At 73.3% G+C, this 17,637-nt stretch carries 14 protein-coding genes; 9 read left to right on the top strand and 5 right to left on the bottom strand.

All coding sequences use genetic code 11. The annotated features are described in order from the left end of the window. The first annotated feature begins 3 nt into the window (after positions 1-3). The 3 genes from P696_RS0134100 to P696_RS0134090 are packed head-to-tail and all read left to right on the top strand — an operon-like array spanning position 4 to position 2,725. Positions 4-969: a carbohydrate ABC transporter permease gene (locus P696_RS0134100; RefSeq protein WP_245627922.1), complete on the top strand. Its 966-nt coding sequence runs from the start codon at positions 4-6 to the stop codon at positions 967-969. Further along, complete coding sequence (locus P696_RS0134095; protein WP_051468496.1) at positions 966-1,847, top strand: carbohydrate ABC transporter permease; 882 nt, start codon at positions 966-968, stop codon at positions 1,845-1,847. Before P696_RS0134100 ends, P696_RS0134095 begins: the two co-directional genes overlap by 4 nt. Beyond that, complete coding sequence (locus tag P696_RS0134090; RefSeq protein WP_026415832.1) at positions 1,844-2,725, top strand: ROK family protein; 882 nt, start codon at positions 1,844-1,846, stop codon at positions 2,723-2,725. The genes P696_RS0134095 and P696_RS0134090 overlap by 4 nt, the downstream gene beginning before the upstream one ends. Positions 2,726-2,908: 183 nt before the next feature. On the opposite strand, the gene P696_RS0134085 is transcribed toward P696_RS0134090, so the two are convergent. Beyond that, positions 2,909-4,858: an ABC transporter ATP-binding protein gene (locus P696_RS0134085; RefSeq protein WP_026415831.1), complete on the bottom strand. Its 1,950-nt coding sequence runs from the start codon at positions 4,856-4,858 to the stop codon at positions 2,909-2,911. Between the two features lie 135 nt (positions 4,859-4,993). On the opposite strand from P696_RS0134085, the gene P696_RS0134080 reads away from it, so the two are divergent. After that, a complete protein-coding gene (locus P696_RS0134080; protein WP_026415830.1) occupies positions 4,994-6,142 on the top strand; it encodes an aminotransferase class V-fold PLP-dependent enzyme in 1,149 nt (382 codons plus the stop codon). Between the two features lie 18 nt (positions 6,143-6,160). On the opposite strand, the gene P696_RS49955 is transcribed toward P696_RS0134080, so the two are convergent. Together P696_RS49955 and P696_RS0134070 are read right to left on the bottom strand one after the other, a co-directional pair. Next, entirely contained in the window at positions 6,161-7,213 is a 1,053-nt protein-coding gene (locus tag P696_RS49955) for an LCP family protein (RefSeq protein WP_051468495.1), read from the bottom strand. Between the two features lie 3 nt (positions 7,214-7,216). Beyond that, positions 7,217-7,813 (bottom strand): RNA polymerase sigma factor, encoded by a 597-nt coding sequence (locus tag P696_RS0134070; protein WP_034488718.1) that lies wholly within the window; start codon positions 7,811-7,813, stop codon positions 7,217-7,219. A gap of 232 nt (positions 7,814-8,045) precedes the next feature. Between P696_RS0134070 and P696_RS58490 the strand changes: the two genes are divergently transcribed. Next, a complete protein-coding gene (locus P696_RS58490; RefSeq protein WP_245627921.1) occupies positions 8,046-10,736 on the top strand; it encodes a D-alanyl-D-alanine carboxypeptidase family protein in 2,691 nt (896 codons plus the stop codon). Between the two features lie 66 nt (positions 10,737-10,802). On the opposite strand, the gene P696_RS0134050 is transcribed toward P696_RS58490, so the two are convergent. Together P696_RS0134050 and galE are read right to left on the bottom strand one after the other, a co-directional pair. Further along, positions 10,803-11,459 carry a TetR/AcrR family transcriptional regulator gene (locus P696_RS0134050; protein WP_245627920.1) on the bottom strand — a complete coding sequence of 219 codons (657 nt, stop codon included), beginning with the start codon at positions 11,457-11,459 and terminating at the stop codon, positions 10,803-10,805. A 240-nt stretch (positions 11,460-11,699) separates the two neighbouring features. Continuing rightward, on the bottom strand, positions 11,700-12,716 hold the full coding sequence (gene galE, locus P696_RS0134045; protein ID WP_026415825.1) for a UDP-glucose 4-epimerase GalE: 1,017 nt from the start codon (positions 12,714-12,716) through the stop codon (positions 11,700-11,702). Between the two features lie 270 nt (positions 12,717-12,986). Here galE and P696_RS0134040 point away from each other — a divergent pair, with 270 nt between their 5' ends. The 4 genes from P696_RS0134040 (at position 12,987) to P696_RS49945 (ending at position 17,633) form a co-directional block, all read left to right on the top strand. Further along, a complete protein-coding gene (locus P696_RS0134040; protein WP_026415824.1) occupies positions 12,987-13,652 on the top strand; it encodes a response regulator in 666 nt (221 codons plus the stop codon). A gap of 171 nt (positions 13,653-13,823) precedes the next feature. After that, positions 13,824-15,209 (top strand): GumC domain-containing protein, encoded by a 1,386-nt coding sequence (locus P696_RS0134035; RefSeq protein ID WP_026415823.1) that lies wholly within the window; start codon positions 13,824-13,826, stop codon positions 15,207-15,209. Between the two features lie 4 nt (positions 15,210-15,213). Next, the gene (locus tag P696_RS0134030; protein ID WP_051468493.1) at positions 15,214-16,380 is read left to right on the top strand and encodes a DegT/DnrJ/EryC1/StrS family aminotransferase; all 1,167 of its coding nucleotides are present in this window, start codon (positions 15,214-15,216) and stop codon (positions 16,378-16,380) included. Between the two features lie 62 nt (positions 16,381-16,442). Beyond that, positions 16,443-17,633 carry a polysaccharide biosynthesis protein gene (locus P696_RS49945; protein WP_170026661.1) on the top strand — a complete coding sequence of 397 codons (1,191 nt, stop codon included), beginning with the start codon at positions 16,443-16,445 and terminating at the stop codon, positions 17,631-17,633. The last annotated feature ends 4 nt before the right edge of the window (positions 17,634-17,637 follow it).

Below are 17,637 nucleotides of genomic sequence, written 5' to 3'. Positions count from 1 at the left end.
GCCGTGCACGACGTCCAACACACGGACGACGTGAGCCCGCCGGACGCGGCACCCGGGGCCTCCCGCCCCGGGGCCGCGTCCCCGGCCGCGCTGCGGGCGCTGCGCAAGCTCGCGCCCCTGCTGTGGCTCGGCCCGTCGCTCCTGCTCATCGCCTTCGTGGTGCTGTGGCCCGTCGTGGAGATGGCCCGCACCTCGCTGCAGAAGATCACCTCGTCCGGCCTGACCTCGGGCTGGAACGGGACCGGTAACTACTCCGACCTGTTCGACGAGGACGCCCTGGTCCCGGTCCTGCTCCGCACGGTGCTGTGGGTCGGGGGCGTCGTCGTCGTGACGCTGCTGTTGTCGCTGGCGCTCGGCCAGCTGCTCAACGCCCGCTTCCCCGGCCGCCGCGTGGTGCGCTGGGCGGTCATCGTGCCATGGGCGGCGTCGGTCCTGATGACCGCGCTGATCTGGAAGTGGATGCTGGACAACTTCTCCGGCCTGGTCAACCGGGTGCTGCTCGACCTGCACGTGATCGACCAGCCGCACAACTGGCTGGGCGACCCGCACCAGGCGATGCTCTGGATGATGTGGGTGGCGGTGTTCGTGTCGCTGCCGTTCACCTCGTTCGTGATCCTCGCCGGGCTGCAGACCATCCCGGCCGACGTGTACGAGGCGGCCCGGGTGGACGGCGCGGGCCCGTGGCGGTCCTACTTCCAGATCACGCTGCCGCTGCTGCGCCCGGCGATCCTCATCGCCGGGATCATCAACGTCATCAACGTGTTCAACTCGTTCCCGATCATCTACGAGATGACCGGGGGCGGGCCGGGCAACGACACCGACACCACGACCACGTTCATGTACAAGCTGGCCTTCTCCGACCAGCACGTGGGCGAGTCCGCGGCGATGTCGGTGGTCAACTTCGCGCTCGTGCTGGTCATGGTGCTGCTGTACCTGCGCTTCTCGCGCTGGCGGGAGGAGACCCGATGAGCGAACGGACCTCCGCGGCGGCCTCCCCGGGGCGTCCGGCCCGGGGGAGGCGGCGGCCGGTGCGGTTGCGGACGATCCTGCTGACCGCCGTCGGGTGGATGGTGGGGCTGCTGTTCGTGCTGCCCTACCTGCAGATGTTCCTCACGTCGCTGAAGTCGCCGGCCGACCTGACGCACTCGCCGGGCACGTACGTGCCGTCCCACTGGCAGTGGTCGAACTACGCGGACGTGTGGAAGGGCACCGGCGTCGGGCAGGCGCTGGGGGTGTCGCTGGAGGTCGCGGTCGCGTCCACGCTGGTGACGCTCCTGTGCGCGCTGCCCGCGGCGTACTACACGGCGCGCAACCGCTTCCGGGGGCGCGGGGCGTTCCTGCTGCTCGTCCTGGTGACGCAGATGTTCGCGCCGACGGCGCTGGTCATCGGCATCTACCGGGAGATGGTGGCGCTCAACCTCACCGACACGCTGCTCGCGCTGATCCTGGTGAACGCCGCGTTCAACCTGCCGTTCTGCGTGTGGATCCTGCACGGGTACTTCTCGTCGATCCCGCGCGAGCTGGAGGAGGCGGCGTTCCTGGACGGCGCGGGCCGGATGGGCGCGCTCACCCGCGTGACCCTGCCGATCTCGATGCCGGGCGTGGTCACCGCCGTCGTCTACACGTTCATCGCGGCCTGGAACGAGTTCATCGTCGCGCTGACCGTGGCCGTCTCCCCCGACCGCAAGCCGCTGACCGTGGTCGCGCCGTCGTTCGTGACGCAGTACCAGGCGCACTGGCAGTTTCTCTTCGCCACCTCGGTCATCGCTATCGTGCCCGTTGTGATCCTATTTGTCGTTATCGAGCGGTACCTGGTCGGCGGACTCACCGCGGGCTCCGTCAAATGACCGTCGTCGCCCTGGACGTCGGGGGGACGTCGATGAAGGGCGCGCTGATCGAGCCGGACGGGACGGTCCTGCGCACCGAGGGCCGTCCCACCGGGCGCGAGCACGGGCCTGACACGGTCGTCCGGGCGATCATCGGGTTCGCGGCCGAGCTGGCGGCGAGCGCGCCCGGCGTCACCGCCGCCGGGATCGCCGTCCCCGGCCTGGTGGACGAGGCGACCGGCACGGCGGTCAACTCGTCCAACATCGGCTGGCGGGACGTGCCGCTGCGCAAGCTCGCCGCCGAGCGGCTCGGGCTGCCCGTGGCGCTCGGGCACGACGTGCGGACGGGCGGGCTCGGCGAGGCCGTGCGCGGGGCGGGACGCTCCGGCGGCGACTTCCTGTTCCTGCCGATCGGCACCGGCATCGCGGCCGCGATGGTGCTGGCGGGCACGCCCTACCCCGGCTCGTCGGGGTGGAGCGGCGAGATCGGGCACGTGGTCGTCCGGCCCGGGGGCGAGCCGTGCGCCTGCGGGAACCGGGGCTGCCTGGAGACCTACGCGTCCGCGTCCGCCGTCGCGCGGCGGGCGGGCGGGATCCCGGCGGAGGAGGTCGTCCGGCGCGCCGCCGCCGGGGACGAGCGCTGCGGCGAGGTCTGGTCCCTGGCGCTCGACACCCTCGCGGACGCACTGGCCGCCGCGACGCTGATGCTCGATCCGTCCCGGATCGTGCTGGGCGGCGGACTGGCCGAGGCGGGCGACGCGCTGCTGCCGCCGCTCGCCGAGCGCCTCGTCCCCCGGCTGACGTTCCGGGCTCCCCCGCCCCTGGTCCCGGCGGAGCTGGGGCCCCTCGCCGGCATGCACGGCGCGGCTGTCATGGCGCAGCGGCTCGTCACTGCCTGAGCGACTCGCCGCTTCCTGATCACCGGGCGGTGGTCGTCGCTTTCGCAGGACGGCGGCCATCGTCCGGCCTCAGCTCGCTGAAAACGCCGGATCTGGCCCGTTCCCAGGGAAGTGGAACGGACCAGATCCGGGGGGAGCGGCGCGGCTCGCGGGTCGCCGCTCGTTCGGGGGGTGGGGCCGGGGTCAGGCCAGGGCCTTCTCGCTGGACGGGCTCTGGGTGGACGCGCTGTCAGTGGACGCGCTGTCAGTGGACGCGCTGTCGGTGGCTGGGGACTGGTCGGCGAACTGCGTTCGGTGGAGCTCTGCGTAGCGGCCTCCTTCGGCGATCAGGGTGTCGTGGGTGCCGCGCTCGACCACGCGGCCGGACTCGATGACGAGGATCTGGTCGGCGGCGCGGATGGTGGACAGCCGGTGGGCGATGATGATCGCGGTGCGGCCGTCGAGGGCCTCGGACAGCGCCTCCTGGACGGCGGCCTCGGACGTGGAGTCGAGGTGCGCGGTCGCCTCGTCGAGGATCACCACGCGCGGGCGCGCGAGGAGCAGGCGGGCGATGGTGAGGCGCTGGCGCTCGCCGCCGGACAGCCGGTAGCCGCGCTCGCCGACGATGGTGTCGAGGCCGTCGGGCAGGGAGCGGATCAGGTCGTCGAGGCGGGCGCGGCGCAGGGCGTCCCAGATCTCGTCCTCGTCGGCCTCGGGACGGGCGAGCAGCAGGTTCTCGCGGATCGAGTCGTGGAACAGGTGGCCGTCCTGGGTGACCATGCCGAGCGTGTCGCGGACGGCGTCGAAGGTCAGGTCGCGGACGTCGACGCCGCCGAGCCGGACGGCCCCCTCGTCCACGTCGTACAGGCGCGGCAGCAGTTGCGCGATCGTGGACTTGCCCGCGCCGGACGAGCCGACGAGCGCGATCATCTGGCCGGGCTCGGCGCGGAACGACACCTCGTGCAGCACCTCGACGCCGCCGCGCGTGTCGAGGGTCGCGACCTCCTCCAGCGAGGCGAGCGAGACCTTGTCGGCGGACGGGTAGCCGAAGCGGACGCCGTCGAACTCGACCGAGACCGGGCCGTCCGGCACGGATCCGGCGTCGTCCTTCTCCTTGACCAGGGGCTCGAGGTCGAGGACCTCGAAGACGCGCTCGAAGCTGACCAGCGCGCTCATGACCTCCAGGCGGGCGCCCGCGAGGGCGGTGAGCGGCGCGTACAGGCGGGTGAGCAGGAGCGCGAGCGCGACGACCGCGCCCGCGTCGAGCTGGTCGCGCAGCGACAGGAAGCCGCCGACGCCGTAGACGAGCGCCAGCGCGAGCGCGGACACGACGGTCAGGGACGTGATGAACACGTGCTGGAGCATGGCCGTGCGGACGCCGATGTCGTGCACCCGGCGGGCCCGGACGGCGAACTCGGCGGACTCGCGGGCGGGCCGTCCGAACAGCTTGACCAGGGTCGCGCCGGGCGCGGAGAACCGCTCGGTCATCTGCGTGGACATGGCCGCGTCGTTGGCGGCGGCCTCACGGCGCAGCCCGGCCAGGCGGCGGCCCATCCGGCGCGCGGGCAGCACGAACACCGGCAGCAGGACGAGCGCGAGCAGCGTGACCTGCCAGGAGATGCCGACCATGACGGCGAACGTGAGCAGCAGCGTGACCATGTTGCTGACCACGCCGGACAGGGTGTCGGAGAACGCGCGCTGCGCGCCGATCACGTCGTTGTTGAGCCGGGAGACGAGCGCGCCGGTGCGGGTGCGGGTGAAGAACGCGACCGGCATGCGCTGGACGTGGTCGAACACGGCGGTGCGCAGGTCGAGGATGAGGCCCTCGCCGATCCGCGCGGACAGCCACCGGTTGAGCAGGCCGAGGCCGCCCTCGGCGAGCGCGAGCGCGGCGATCGTCACGGCGAGGACGATCACCACGCTGGACGAGCGGTGCCCGACGATCGCGTTGACGACGCGTCCGGCGAGCACGGGGGTGACCACGGCGATCACCGCGAGCACCACGCTGACCAGCAGGAATCCGGTGATCCTGCGGGAGTGCGGGCGGGCGAACGCCGCGATGCGGCGCAGCGTCGCCTTCGAGAAGGGACGGCGTTCGTCCTTGGCGTTCATCGCGTGGTGCAGCGAGTGCCACGCGGTCACTTCCATGTCCATGTGCGTCCTGCCCGGGTCGAGTGGTCCAGATGCGTCGGAGACCCATCCTGAGACCTCAACCATTGTTGAGGTCAACTCCGCTCGCCGCACCACTGTGCCGGAAGGGTCTGACATTCCGCGGGGTACGGTCCGATCATGACGATCGATGTCGCGAAGGTCCGGAAAGAGACGCCCGGCTGCGCCCGCGTCGCGCACCTCAACAACGCCGGGGCCGCGCTGCCGCCGCGTCCGGTGACGGACGCCGTCGCCGGGCACCTGGAGTTGGAGGCGATGACCGGCGGCTACGAGGCCGCCGAGGAGAACGCCCAGGCCATCGACCGTTTCTACGACGCCGTCGCCGGGCTGATCGGCGCGCGCCGGGACGAGATCGCCTTCGTGGAGAACGCGACCCGCGCCTGGGACATGGCGTTCTACGGCATCAGGTTCGCGCCGGGCGAGCGCGTCCTGACGACGACCACCGAGTACTCCAGCAACGCGATCGCCTATCGGCAGCGCGACGTCCAGGTGGACGTCGTGCCGGACGGCCCGGACGGCACGATCGACCTCGACGCGCTGGAGGCCGAGCTACGCAAAGGCGACGTGCGGCTCGTCTCGCTGAACCACATCCCGACGTCGAACGGCCTGATCAACCCGGCCGCCGACGTCGGACGGCTGTGCCGGGCGGCGGGCGTGCTGTTCCTCCTGGACGCCTGCCAGTCGGTCGGGCAGCTCCCCGTCGACGTCGACGAGATCGGCTGCGACCTGCTGTCGGCGACCGGACGGAAGTTCCTGCGCGGGCCGCGCGGCACCGGTTTCCTCTACGCGCACAGGGACGTCCTGACCGAGATCGAACCGCCGCTGCTGGACAACCTCGCCGCCGACTGGCACGCGCCCGACCGTTACGAGCTCCGTCCGGACGCCAGGCGGTTCGAGACGTGGGAGCGGTACATGGCCGGGCAGATCGGCCTGGGCGTGGCCGCCGACTATGCGAACGACCTCGGCATCAACGCCATCGCCGCCCGCATCGACGTCCTCTCCACGCTCCTGCGCGCGGAACTGGCGGCGAAGCCGGGCGTGACCGTCCACGACCGGGGCGTCCTGCGGTCCGGCATCGTCACGTTCAGTGTGGACGGCCGGACGCCCGCCGAGATCGTCCAGGCCGCGCGCGCACGAGACATCAACGTGAACGTCGCCCAGCCTCGTTGGCACGGATACGACCCGGACGCCGTGGAGTCGGCCGTCCGGGCCTCCGTGCACTACTACAACAGCGAGGACGAGGTGGAGCGCCTCCTCGCTCTCCTCTAGCTCGCCCTCATCTGGGGGTCATGGCTGCTTGAAGGGGGCGAGTACCCGGGCCACTCGGGGCTCGTCCACTTCGAGCCGGTTGGGATCCGAGGCGGCGACACGGTTCGGCAGGGTCGTGTAGCGCGCCTGGGACGGATCGGTGCGCCTGAGGCTTTCGGCCAGGGCCTTCATGTTCCCCAGGTCCAGCCTCGGGACGGTCTTCACCGAATCCGCGCTCGCCTTGAGGAACTGGGCGAAACGGATCGGATCGCTCCGCATCATGTGCAGGGCCTGGCTGTAGAGGGTGGCCATGAGCTTCTGCTGGCGCTTGATCCGGTCGAGGTCCGAGCCGTCCCCCATGCCGTGCCGGACGCGCGCGTACGCGAGGGCGCTCTTGCCGTTCAGCATGTGCTTGCCCTTGCTGAGGCGGAGGCCCGACGCCGGGTCGTTCACCGCCGTCGGCATAGTGACCTGCACCCCGCCGAGCGCGTTCACCATGCGCTCGAAGCCGCTGAACTCCACGACCACGGCCTGGTCGATCCGGACCTTGGTGACCGCCTCCACCGTCTTGATCGCGCAGGAGACGCCGCCCTCCGAGTAGGCCGCGTTGATCTGTCCCGGGCCGGGCCTGGTCGTCCCGCCGTCCGGGCGGACGCATGCGGGCCGCCGGACGAGCAGGTCGCGCGGCATGCTGACCACGGTCACGCGCTTGCGGTCGGCGGGCAGCCTGACCAGCATCATCGTGTCCGAGCGGGCGGCGAGGCGGTGGGCCGCGCTCCCCGACACGCGCGCGTCCGAGCCGAGGAGGAGGACGGTCAGCGGACGGCCGTCCCCACGCGAGAGGCCGTTCAGGGGCGCGCGATGGTGATCACCGGAGCGCAGCAGGACGGCCGGGACGAGCAGCAGGGCCGCCACCGCGCAGGCGGCGAGGGCCAGGGCCGTCCAGCCGCGCGGACGCCTGCGGCGCGGGGCGCGGCGGGCGGCCGGGTCGCGCGCGGCATCGGTCAGCCGGGAGCGCTGGCGGGCCAGCGACGGCGGCGGATCATGGTCGAGAGCGCGGCCGAGGTCGCGCAGGGGCGAGAGGTCGTCCACGGCTCAGCCCTCCTCAGCGGCCGGGTCGGCGGCGGTCGGGTCCACGCCGCCGAACGCGGCGCGCACCTTGCGGCGGGCCCGGTTCAGCCGCGACCGGACGGTGCCGACGGGGATGGACAGGGCGCGGGCGACCTCCTCGTAGGTGAGGTCGCCCCACGCCACCAGCAGCAGGACGTCGCGGTCCCGGCGGGGCAGCGCGGCGAGCGCCCCGGCGAGCGCGGTGCGCGACGCCCAGGCGGCCACGCCCGCCGCGACCCGGTCGGCGGGGCCGTCGTCCGGGCCGTCCACGGGGGTGCGGCGCAGCGCCCGGTAGTGGGCGGCCTCCCGCCGGTGGTGCCGCGCCATGATCTTGGTGACGATGCCGAACAGCCAGGGCCGGGCGTCCCGCTGCGACAGGTCGTAGCGGTGCCGTCCGCCGAACGCGGCGAGGAAGGTGTCCCCGACCAGGTCCTCGGCGGTCTCGGGGCCGAGCCGCCGGGCCACGTAGCGGTACAGCATCCCTGCGTAACGGTCGAACAGCGCGGCGAACGCCTCCGGATCGTCGTGCGACCGGCGGATCAGCTCCGCGTCGTCCGCCGTCACGGCGGGCGGGGCGGTCATCGTGGACACCACGGCCTTCCCAGGGGTTAGCGGGCCTCGTTTCGACGGTGTCTTGCCGCCGGGGGCCGCCGAAGTTCGCGATTCCATGATCACCGTTTAGTAACGAAGTGAACTTTCCGGATAACCTGCGCATCTTCCCAGGGTGAGCGCGAGAGGACCCGAATCACGGGGAGTTCCGGTCCACATCCGCGCTCTTCCGCTTTCAGGGGGCCGAGCAGGAGGACGCGGCGTGATGGACGACGCCCAGAACCGACCGGACGAGATGGAACCGGCCCGGTCGGAGGAGATCGAGTTCTCCGCGGACGACGAGACCAGGGAGACCAAGGACACGGGCGGCGACGCACCGGCGGCCGAGGACCGTGACCAGGACGATCAGCCCGACCAGGCCGATCAGGCGGACAAGGCCGACCAGGCGGACCGGGCCGACCGGTCCGGTGAGGACGATCAGGCCGACCACGCCGAGCCCGAGAAGACCGAATCCTCACGCGAGTCGGGCACCCACCCGGTGCAGGCGGCCACGTCCTCCGGGCAGTGGACGGTGGTGTTTCCCAAGCGCCCCGAGCAGCCCGAGCAGCCCGAACGCGCTGAGCGGGCCGAGCGCTCTGAGGAGCCTGCGCGCTCGGAGACGCCGGAGCAGGTCGAGCGTCCGGAGCAGATGAGGCCTTCAGGGCAGGCTGAGCGTCCTGAGCAGGCCAGGCGTCCTGAGGAGCCAGAGCGTTCTGAGGAGCCGGGCCGTCCAGACGAGCCCGAGCAGCCGGAGCGGCCCGAACGACCGGAGCGACCTGAACGGCCTGAGCAGCTCGAACGGCCTGAGCGGCCTGAGCGGCCTGAGCGGCCGGAGCGGCCCGAAGGGCCTGGGCGGCGTGGACGGCCGGAGGCGACGCCTTTCCGGTCGGCTTCCCCGACGGTCGAGGACAGGTTGCCCACCGTCCGGGCTCCGAAGCCGGACGCGCCCGCGCACGAGGAGGATGCACCGCGTTCCAGCGGGCAGCATCCGACCACCCCGCACACCAGCGGCTCCCACCCGTCCGGGCCGGAGTCGGGTGGCGAGCCGTCCGGCCCGCCCCGCACGAGCGGAACGCACCCGACCACGCCCCGCACCAGCGGCCCCCATGAGACAGGGCCTCGTCACAGCGGTCGCCACGCGGCCACGCCCCGGACGAGCGGCCCTTACGAGGTAACCCCTGGGAGCAGCGGCCAGCACCAAGTCGACCCACGCGGCAGCGGCCAGCACCCGACGACTCCCCGGACGAGTGGTCAGCACCCCACGACTCCCCGGACGAGTGGTCAGCACCCGGTCGGGCCCGCCGCTCATGCCGCTCCCCCGGCGCCCCCGGCTCCGGCCGGGCCCCGGACGATCTTCGATCCGCCCGTCGCGCCCCGGTTCAGCGCGGAAGCGCAGGCCGAGGCCCAGGCGCGCGCGCAGGCACAGGCCCGGGAACAGGGCTGGGGCACCGAAGTCACGCGCATGGACGCGCCGATCAACCCGTCCCAGTACGCCATCGGCGTCCAGCCACCACAGCCGCAACAGACACGGCAACCCCAACAGGCGCCCCAGCAGGCACCCCAGCAGCCACAGCAACAGGCCCAGCAGCAGGCCCAGCAGCCTCACCAGGCGCAGCAACACCAGCCCTATGCGGACTCCTTCGCCGACCCCCGGATGGCGGCCCACGGGGACGCGCCCGCGTACGAGGACGCCTACCAGGACGGGTACGCGGACGAGCCCCGGAAGAAGCGGCGCGGCCTGGTGATCACGCTGGTGGCCGTGCTCGTCCTCGTCGCGGGTGTGGTGGCCGGGCAGTTGCTCCGGCCGGTTCCGGAGCCGTCGCTGGCGCTCGCGATGACCACCGGGAGCCACACCTTCGCCGGTCAGCGGCCGACCCTGCCGTGGCCGGCGGGGGGCCAGGCGACCGTCTACGTGGACGGCCTGGGCACGATGGGGTCGTCCGGCGTGGCGGCCCCGACGCCCACGGCGAGCGTCGCGAAGGTCATGACGGCCTACGTGATCCTGCACGACAAGCCGCTGCGCGACGGTGAGCCCGGGCCGACCTTCACCGTGACGCCGCAGGGCGTGGCGGAGATGCCGGGGCGCAGGCAGCGCGGTGAGTCCCTGCTCGGGATCCGCGCGAACCAGCAGCTCACCGAGCGCAAGGCGCTGGAGGCGCTGCTGGTCATCTCGGCGAACGACGTGGCGCACGAGCTGGCCCGCTGGGACACCGGCTCGGACCAGGCGTTCGTCCAGAAGATGAACGACGCGGCGCGCTCGCTCGGCATGACGAACACGACCTACACCGACCCCAGCGGCTACGTCTCGACGACCGTCAGCACGGCAGCCGACCAGGTCAAGCTGCTGCGTGCGGCGATGAAGCTGCCCGCGTTCGCCGAGGCGGTCGCGCTGCGCCAGTACGTCCCGGACGACGGCGGCCCGGCGCGCAACGCGGGCAACGCCCTGCTCGGCCAGTACGGCGTGGTCGGCGGCAAGACCGGCTACACCGACAAGGCGGGCGGCAACTTCGTGTTCGCCGCGCGCCGCCAGGTCGGCGGGGTGGACACGCTGATCCTCGGCGCGGTGATGAACCAGCGGTCGCCGAGCGCGATGGGCGCGATCAGGGTCGCGGGCCCGCTGGTCTCGGCGGCCGGGGACGCGCTGGTCAGCAAGACGGTCGCGCCGTCCGGGAGCCGTGTCGCGAAGGTCGACGACGGGCTGGGCGGCGGCGCCGGGCTGCGCGCGTCCAGGCCGGTGACCGTGGTCGGCTGGGGCGGGCTGACCGTCCCGTTCGGGGTGACCGGGACCCCGCCGGGCTCGGCCCCGGGGGGCGCGAAGGTCGGCACGCTGACGGCGGGTTCGGCGCGCGTCCCGCTGATGCTGGACGCGCCGCTGGGCAAGCCGTCCCTCCTGCACCGCCTGCTCCGCCTCGCCTGAGGCTCGCCTGAGCATCGGTGAAACGCGGCGGCGCGTCCGAAGTGGACGCGTCGTCGCGTTCCGAGCTCAGGAGGTGGTCCGCGCCTCCGGGCCCTGCTGCTCGGACGCGAGCGCTCCCGCGAGGACGAGCCGTCCGGACGTGCGGACCATGTAGGTCACCTCGTCGAGCGGACGCCGCAGCGAGGTGAGCGCGACCAGCGCGGCGAGCAGCGTGTGCCCGAGGACGATCTCGACGGCGTCCCGGTCCGGCACCGGGTCGCCGATCGCGGCGGACAGCCGGTCGCGGACGAACAGGAACAGCACGGTGCGGGCGTCCTCGACGGACGGGTCGTCCGAGGTCACGGCCTGGATGATGGCCGAGGTGAGGGTCAGCTCGCCGGACGCGATCTCCACGATCCGCTCCAGCAGCGAGGTGAGCCGCTCGGTGGGCGTGTCGCCGACCGCGAGCGCGTCGATGTCGGCGGTCACGCGGTGCGCCCAGGTGGCCGCGACCTCGGTGAGCAGGTGGTCCTTGGTGGCGAAGTACCGGTACACGGTGGCGCGGGCGACCCCGGCGCGGTCGGCGACGTCGTGCATGGTGACGGCCTGGTAGCCGCCCTCGTCCGCCAGCTCGCGGGCCGCCTCGAGCAGCCGCTCCCGGCGGGCCTGCTGGTCCTTCGTCAACGTCCTGGTGACGGTGATCCGCACCTCGCCGCTCACGCCGCCACGCACACTGCCGCTCAACGCGCCTCCTCGTTGTGACACCCCCATTGTCCCGCAGATCGCCCCGCGCCATCGGGCGCGCGGTCGAATCGAGACCCGGCGTTCAGAAACCGCACGAACGCCGCACGTCGGTCAAGGGGCGCCCGCCGAGGGCGGCGGAGGGGCGAGCACGACCCCCGGAACGCGCCCCGCGGACGCGCCCCGGAGGGAGCGGGCTCTGGTCAGGCGCGTGCCCCGAGGCCCGGGCGGCGCCTGGGAGGGTCAGGCGACGACGTCGAGCCTGCGGCGGCGCTCGGCCCACTGGAGCGAGTGCCGGATGGCGTCGCCGATAGTGAACTCGGGCTTCCAGCGCAGCACCTCCCACGCCTTCGCCGGGTCGACGAACGCGCCGACGACGTCGCCGGGACGGGCGGGCGCCTCCTCCACCTCGAAGTCGTCGCCGACGACCTCGCGGAAGGCGTCCACCAGCTCGCGGACGGTCGTGCCGTCGCCGGTGCCGAGGTTGACGACCTGGTAGGCGGGCGGCGCGTCCGCCGCGCGCGCGGGTGGGACGATCGCGTCGAACCGGTCGACGGCCGCGACGAAGGCCCGCGCGATGTCCCACACGTGGATGTAGTCGCGGATCGCCGTGCCGTCCCGGGTCGGCCAGTCCACGCCGGTGATCCGGAACGCGACGCCCGACTCGTAGGACTCGATCATCTTGCCGAGGGCGTGCGTCGGCTTGCTGGACTGCAGGCCGGTGCGCAGCCTCGGGTCCGCGCCGATCGGGTTGAGGTAGCGCAGCGACACCACGCGCAGCCCGTAGGCCGCGGCCATGTCGCGCAGCGCGGTCTCCGCCATCGCCTTCGAGCGCGTGTAGGGGTTCTGCGGGTCGAGTTCGGACGCCTCGGTGACCGAGAGGTCCTCCGACGGCCGGTACATCCCCGCGGTGGACGCGAACACCATCCGGTCGCAGCGGTTGCGCCGCAGGTGGTCGGCGAAGTCCAGGGTGCGGGTGAGGTTGACGCGGTAGTAGCGGGCTGGATCGGCCATCGAGTCGGGCACGACGATCAGCGCGGCGCAGTGCACAGCGGCCGTGATGTCCGGATGCTCCGCGAAGATGCGGTCGACCAGCGCGCCGTCCCCGATGTCGCCCTGGTAGAAGATCTTCCCCTCGGTGAACTCCGGACGCCCGGTGACCAGGCTGTCGAGCACGACGGGCGTGACGCCGCGCTCGGCGAAGGCCGACGCGATGGTGCTGCCGATGAACCCGGCGCCCCCTGTGATCAGGACCTTCACTTGTCTTCCCCTTACCGAAGTGTGCTCCCCGTGGCTCGGTAATCACAGAATCCGCACAGGTCCGGACAAGGTCAACGGAGCGTTGTCCAAGTGACCGGGACCGGACGCTCGTGAACCGGCGTCCCGGGGCCCGAGTCCGTGTGCGCACGCGGAATGACCCCGCGCGCGCGAGTGGCCTGGCCTGCGCGAACGGGAACGTGACCGCTGCCGGACGGCCGTCTACAGCGTTTGCGGGATCCGTTCTCGCCGCCGACCGGCGATGGTGGCGGCATGCAGCCCACCCGGGTCCTCATCGTGGACGACCACGCGCTGTTCGCCGAGGCGCTGTCGGCCCGGCTCGCCCGCGAGCCGGACCTGGTCGTCCTGCCCGTCGCGGCGGCGGGGCGGCAGGCGCTGTCCCTGGCCGCCACCGAGCGCCCGCACGTCGTGCTGCTCGACCTGGACCTCGGCCCCGAGAACGGCCTGGACGTGCTGGCCCGGCTGCGCGAGCGGCACCCGGACGTGCGGGTGGTCGTGCTGACCGCCTCGGACGGCGTGGACACGATCGTGCGCTGCGTCCGGCGCGGCGCGGTCGGGTTCCTGTCGAAGACCGAGCGGGCCGAGCGGGTCGCGGGCGTGGTCCGGCAGGCCGCGCGGCGCGGCGGCTGGATCCCGCCGGAGCTGCTCGGGGACGTCCTGCGCAGGCTGCTGTCCGGCCAGCCCGAGCCGGACGGCGCGGACCGGCTGCTCGCCGACCTCACACCGCGCGAGCGCGAGGTCCTGCAGTGCATGGTGGACGGCCTGAACCGGGCGGAGATCGCCGAGCGGCTCGGCCTGTCGGCCAACACCGTCCGCACCCACACGCAGAACCTTCTCGCGAAGCTGGACCTGCACTCGGCGCTGGAGGCGATCACGCTCGCCATGCGCACCGGGATGCGTCCGTCCGAGGAGCCCTGAGCGGCCCCTGAGCGACCCTTCTGACCTGCGGTGACGTGCCAACTCCGCAGGTTCTGCCCGGGGAACGCGCCCCCCGCAAACGACGTAGCCATGTCGTCTTTTAGGGCGATTCGATCTCTATGCGGCCTTCCTACGCTCGCGGTGTCAGCACCAGCCGAGGGGGCCGTTGCCGTGGAGATCGACGAGGTCGCCGCCCGGGTGATCCGCACCTACTGGGCGCTTCTGCTGGTCATGACGGTGGTGCCGCTGCTCGCGGTGTTCATGGTGATGGACGGCCGGACGCCGCCCGCCGCCGCGCAGTCCCGGATCGTCGTGCCGGGCGGAGCCGCCGCCGGGGCCGCCGGGGACAACGGGGTGAGCGCGGCGGTCAGCACCGCCAAGGCGTTCGCCACCGGGCACGACCTGCTCGCGAAGGTGATCAAGGACAACCGGCTCGCGCGGAACCCGGACCAGGTCGCCAAGCAGATCACGGTCAAGGGGCTCGGGACGTCCACGGTGGTCGAGCTGACCGTCAAGGACCAGGACGGCGCCGTCGCGCTGAAGCTGGCGCAGGCGATCTCGTCCGCGACCGTGGACGACATCAACACCTCCAACCAGAGCGCGATCCAGAACCAGCTCACCCGGGTCGAGCAGCAGATCACCACGCTGGAGAAGCAGCAGGCGGACGCCTCGCCGGGTCCCGCCACCGACCGGATCCTGACCCAGCTCACCGACCTGCGGACCAGCCGCAGCGACCTGCGCGGGCAGCTGGTGACCGCGGGGAACGCCTCGATCGCGCAGCCCGCGATCGCCGCGCCGAAGACCGACCCGAAGATCATGATGACCGTGGTCGGCGGGCTCGGCGGGCTCGTCCTCGGCATCCTCCTGGCGGTCGTCGCCGAGATGGTCCGGCCGACCGTGCCCGGTCAGCGCCGGGTCGCGAGGCGGCTGGACGTCCCGCTCCTCGGGTGGCTCGGCCGGTCCCCGGCGGAGACGGCGGCGCTCGGGCAGCGGGTCCGGCTGGCCGCGCGGAAGGCCGGGGTCGGGCAGGTCACGGTGGTGTCGGCGGCGGGTGGCCCGCTGCCCGCCGAGGTGGTCTCGCAGATCGCCGAGGCCGTCTACGGCGACGGGACGCGCGTCGTGCCGTCGCCCGGAACGCCCGCGCCGCCCGCGTCCGACGCCGCGGACGCCGACAAGGGCCGGTTGAACGGTAAGAGCCGCATGTCCGAGCGGGACGGCGAGGGCGAGGGCGGCGAGCCGCACGGCGCGGTCATGCCGTCGCCGGACGAGCCGCCGTCGACGTCGGTCGTCCGGGCGGCCGGGCGGACCGTGCTGACCCGGGAGTCCGGGGAGATCGCCTCACCGGCCGAGGCCACCCGGCCGGTGGAGCTGCGCCCGCTCACGCTGGTGCACGCGTTCGAGGACGTCGATCCCGGCGCGGACATGCGGTTCGGGGTGGTCGCGGTGGCCGGGCCGGTGACGCCGGTCGCGGGCCTGGAGTCGGTGCGCGACCTGGTCGCCGCGTCCGGCTGGCCGCTGCTCGGGGTCGTCGCGACCAGCCGGAAGATCAAGGGGTAGCGGGATGAGCCAGGATCACGACAAGGTGCCGTTCGCCGTGCCGTCCTTCGCCGCCGGCGTCGCCGAGCGGGTGACCGAGACGCTGACGTCCGGCTGGGTGACCACGGGCCCGCAGGTCGCCGAGTTCGAGCGGGACCTCGCCGCCTACCTGGGCGCGGACGCCGTGGTCGCGGTCGCCTCGTGCACGGCCGCGCTGGAGCTGTGCCTGCGGGCGCTCGACCTGCCGCCGGGCTCGCCGGTGCTGACGCCGAGCCTGACGTTCTGCGGCGCGGTGAACGCGATCCTGCACGCGGGGCTGCGTCCGGTGCTGGTGGACGTGGACGAGGACACACTCGTCCCGTCCGAGGAGACCGTCGCCAAGGCCGCGGCGCGGACGAACCCGCTCGCGATGGTCACGCAGAACCAGGCGGGCTACCCGGTGGACGTCCCGGCCCTCGCGCGGGCCGCCGGTCTCGACCGCTCCCGGGTCGTCGAGGACGCGGCGCACGGCCCGGGAGCGGCCCGCGACGGCGTGAAGGTCGGCGCGGAGTCGCACGCGGCGTGCTTCAGCTTCTACGCCACCAAGAACATGCCGATCGGCGAGGGTGGCGCGGTCGCGACCAACGACCCCGGCCTCGCGGACCGGGTCCGGTCGACGCGGCTGCACGGCATGAGCAAGGACTCCTGGAAGCGGTACCTGCCCGGCGGAAGCTGGCGGTACGACGTCCGGAACGTCGGACTGAAGGCGAACATGACCGACATCCAGGCGACGATCGGGCGCGCGCAGCTCGCCGCGCTGCCGGGCTGGCAGGACGAGCGCGCGGAGATCGTCCGCCGCTACGACGAGGCGCTCGGCGGGCTGCCCGGGATCGTCCTGCCGCAGCGGAGACTGGACGGCGTCACGCACGCGTGGCACCTCTACCAGGTCCGCGTCCCGGACCGGGACGCGCTGATCGCGGAGCTGACCGAGGCGGGCGTCGGGACGTCGGTGCACTTCATCCCGATCAGCCATATGACCGAGTACCGCGGCCTGCTCGGCCCGGACGAGTGCGGCGCGGTGCCGGTGACCGACCGGATCGCCGAGGAGCTGCTCTCGCTCCCGCTCTTCCCCGGCCTGTCCGAGGCCCGGCAGGACCGGGTCGTGTCCGTCCTCACCGGCGCGCTGCGCCGCCGAACCGCGCTGGCCGGCTAGCCATGAGGTGGTTCCCGGGACGACGCTCGCCGAAGACGCGGCCGAAGGCCGCGCCTCCGGCCGTGCCGACACGGCCCGGCGGACAGGCGCCGTCGCAGACCGGCGGGGCGTCGTCGCAGGCGGGCGGCGAGCGGACGCCGCTGGCGATGCTGCTCGGCCGCGACGAGGTGGCGGTGACCGGGCCGCGCGCGAGGCGGCTCGTCCGGGGCCGCCGGGTGCTGGTGACGGGCGCGTGCGGGACGGTCGGGTCGGCGCTCTGCCACGGGCTGAAGCAGCTCGATCCGGCCGAGCTGACGCTGGTCGACATCGACGCGGCCGGGCTGGCCCGGCTGCGGCACGAGATGACCGCGCGCCTGCCCGAGGCCCGGGTGGGCACCGCGCCCGCCGACGTCCGGGACGGCCCGGTCGTCGCGGCCGTCCTCGCCGCCGCCCGCCCCGAGCTGGTCTTCCACGCGGCCGGACGGCACGACCTCGGCCGGGTCGAGCGGGACCCGTGCCGGGGCGTCGCCGACAACGTGCTCGGCCTGCGGCACGTCGTGGACGGCGCGGTCCGGCACGGCGCGCGGCATCTGGTGTTCGTGTCGTCCGACAAGGCCGCCGACCCGACCTCGGTGTTCGGCGCGACGATGCGGCTCGGCGAGTTCCTGCTGCAGGCGGCGGCGGGCGGGCCGACCCGGTTCGCGGCCGTCCGCATCGGCAACGTGATCGGCCCGCGCGGGCGGCTGCTCGGGCTGCTCGCCGACCGGATCGCCGCCGGGGAGACCGTGACGATCACCCATCCCGAGGTGGCGCGGCACTTCATGACCGCCGAGGAGGCCGCCGGGCTGCTCCTGGAGGCCGCCGCGCTCGCCGAGGAGGCCGAGACGTTCGTGCTGGACATGGGCCGTCCGGTGCCGGTGGTCGAGCTGGTGCACCGGTACGCCGAGCAGCTGCGGCTGCCCGAGGTGACGATCCGGTTCTGCGGGCTCGGCCCCGGCGAGAAGCTCGCCGAGAAGCCGTTCGCGGACTGCGAGGCGCGGCTGCGGACCGCGCACCCGAAGATCTGGGCGACCCGGCCCGCTCCGCCGCCCGCGGCGGGGCTGCCCGCCCTGCTGGACGAGCTGGGCGCGGCGGCGGGCGCCGACGACGCGACGCAGGTGCGGCGGATCCTGCGACGGCTGCTCCCCGAGTACCACCCGGCGTGGCGGCCCGAGCCGTCCGCCGCCGCGCCGCCGCGAGACGCGGGATCGCCGACCGATCCCCCCGGCCTGTAGAGGG

Origin of the sequence: Actinomadura oligospora ATCC 43269, assembly GCF_000518265.1 — a bacterium.
Taxonomy (GTDB): domain Bacteria; phylum Actinomycetota; class Actinomycetes; order Streptosporangiales; family Streptosporangiaceae; genus Spirillospora; species Spirillospora oligospora.
Note: the sequence above shows the minus strand (reverse complement) of the source record. Positions and strands in the feature narration are given on the sequence as shown.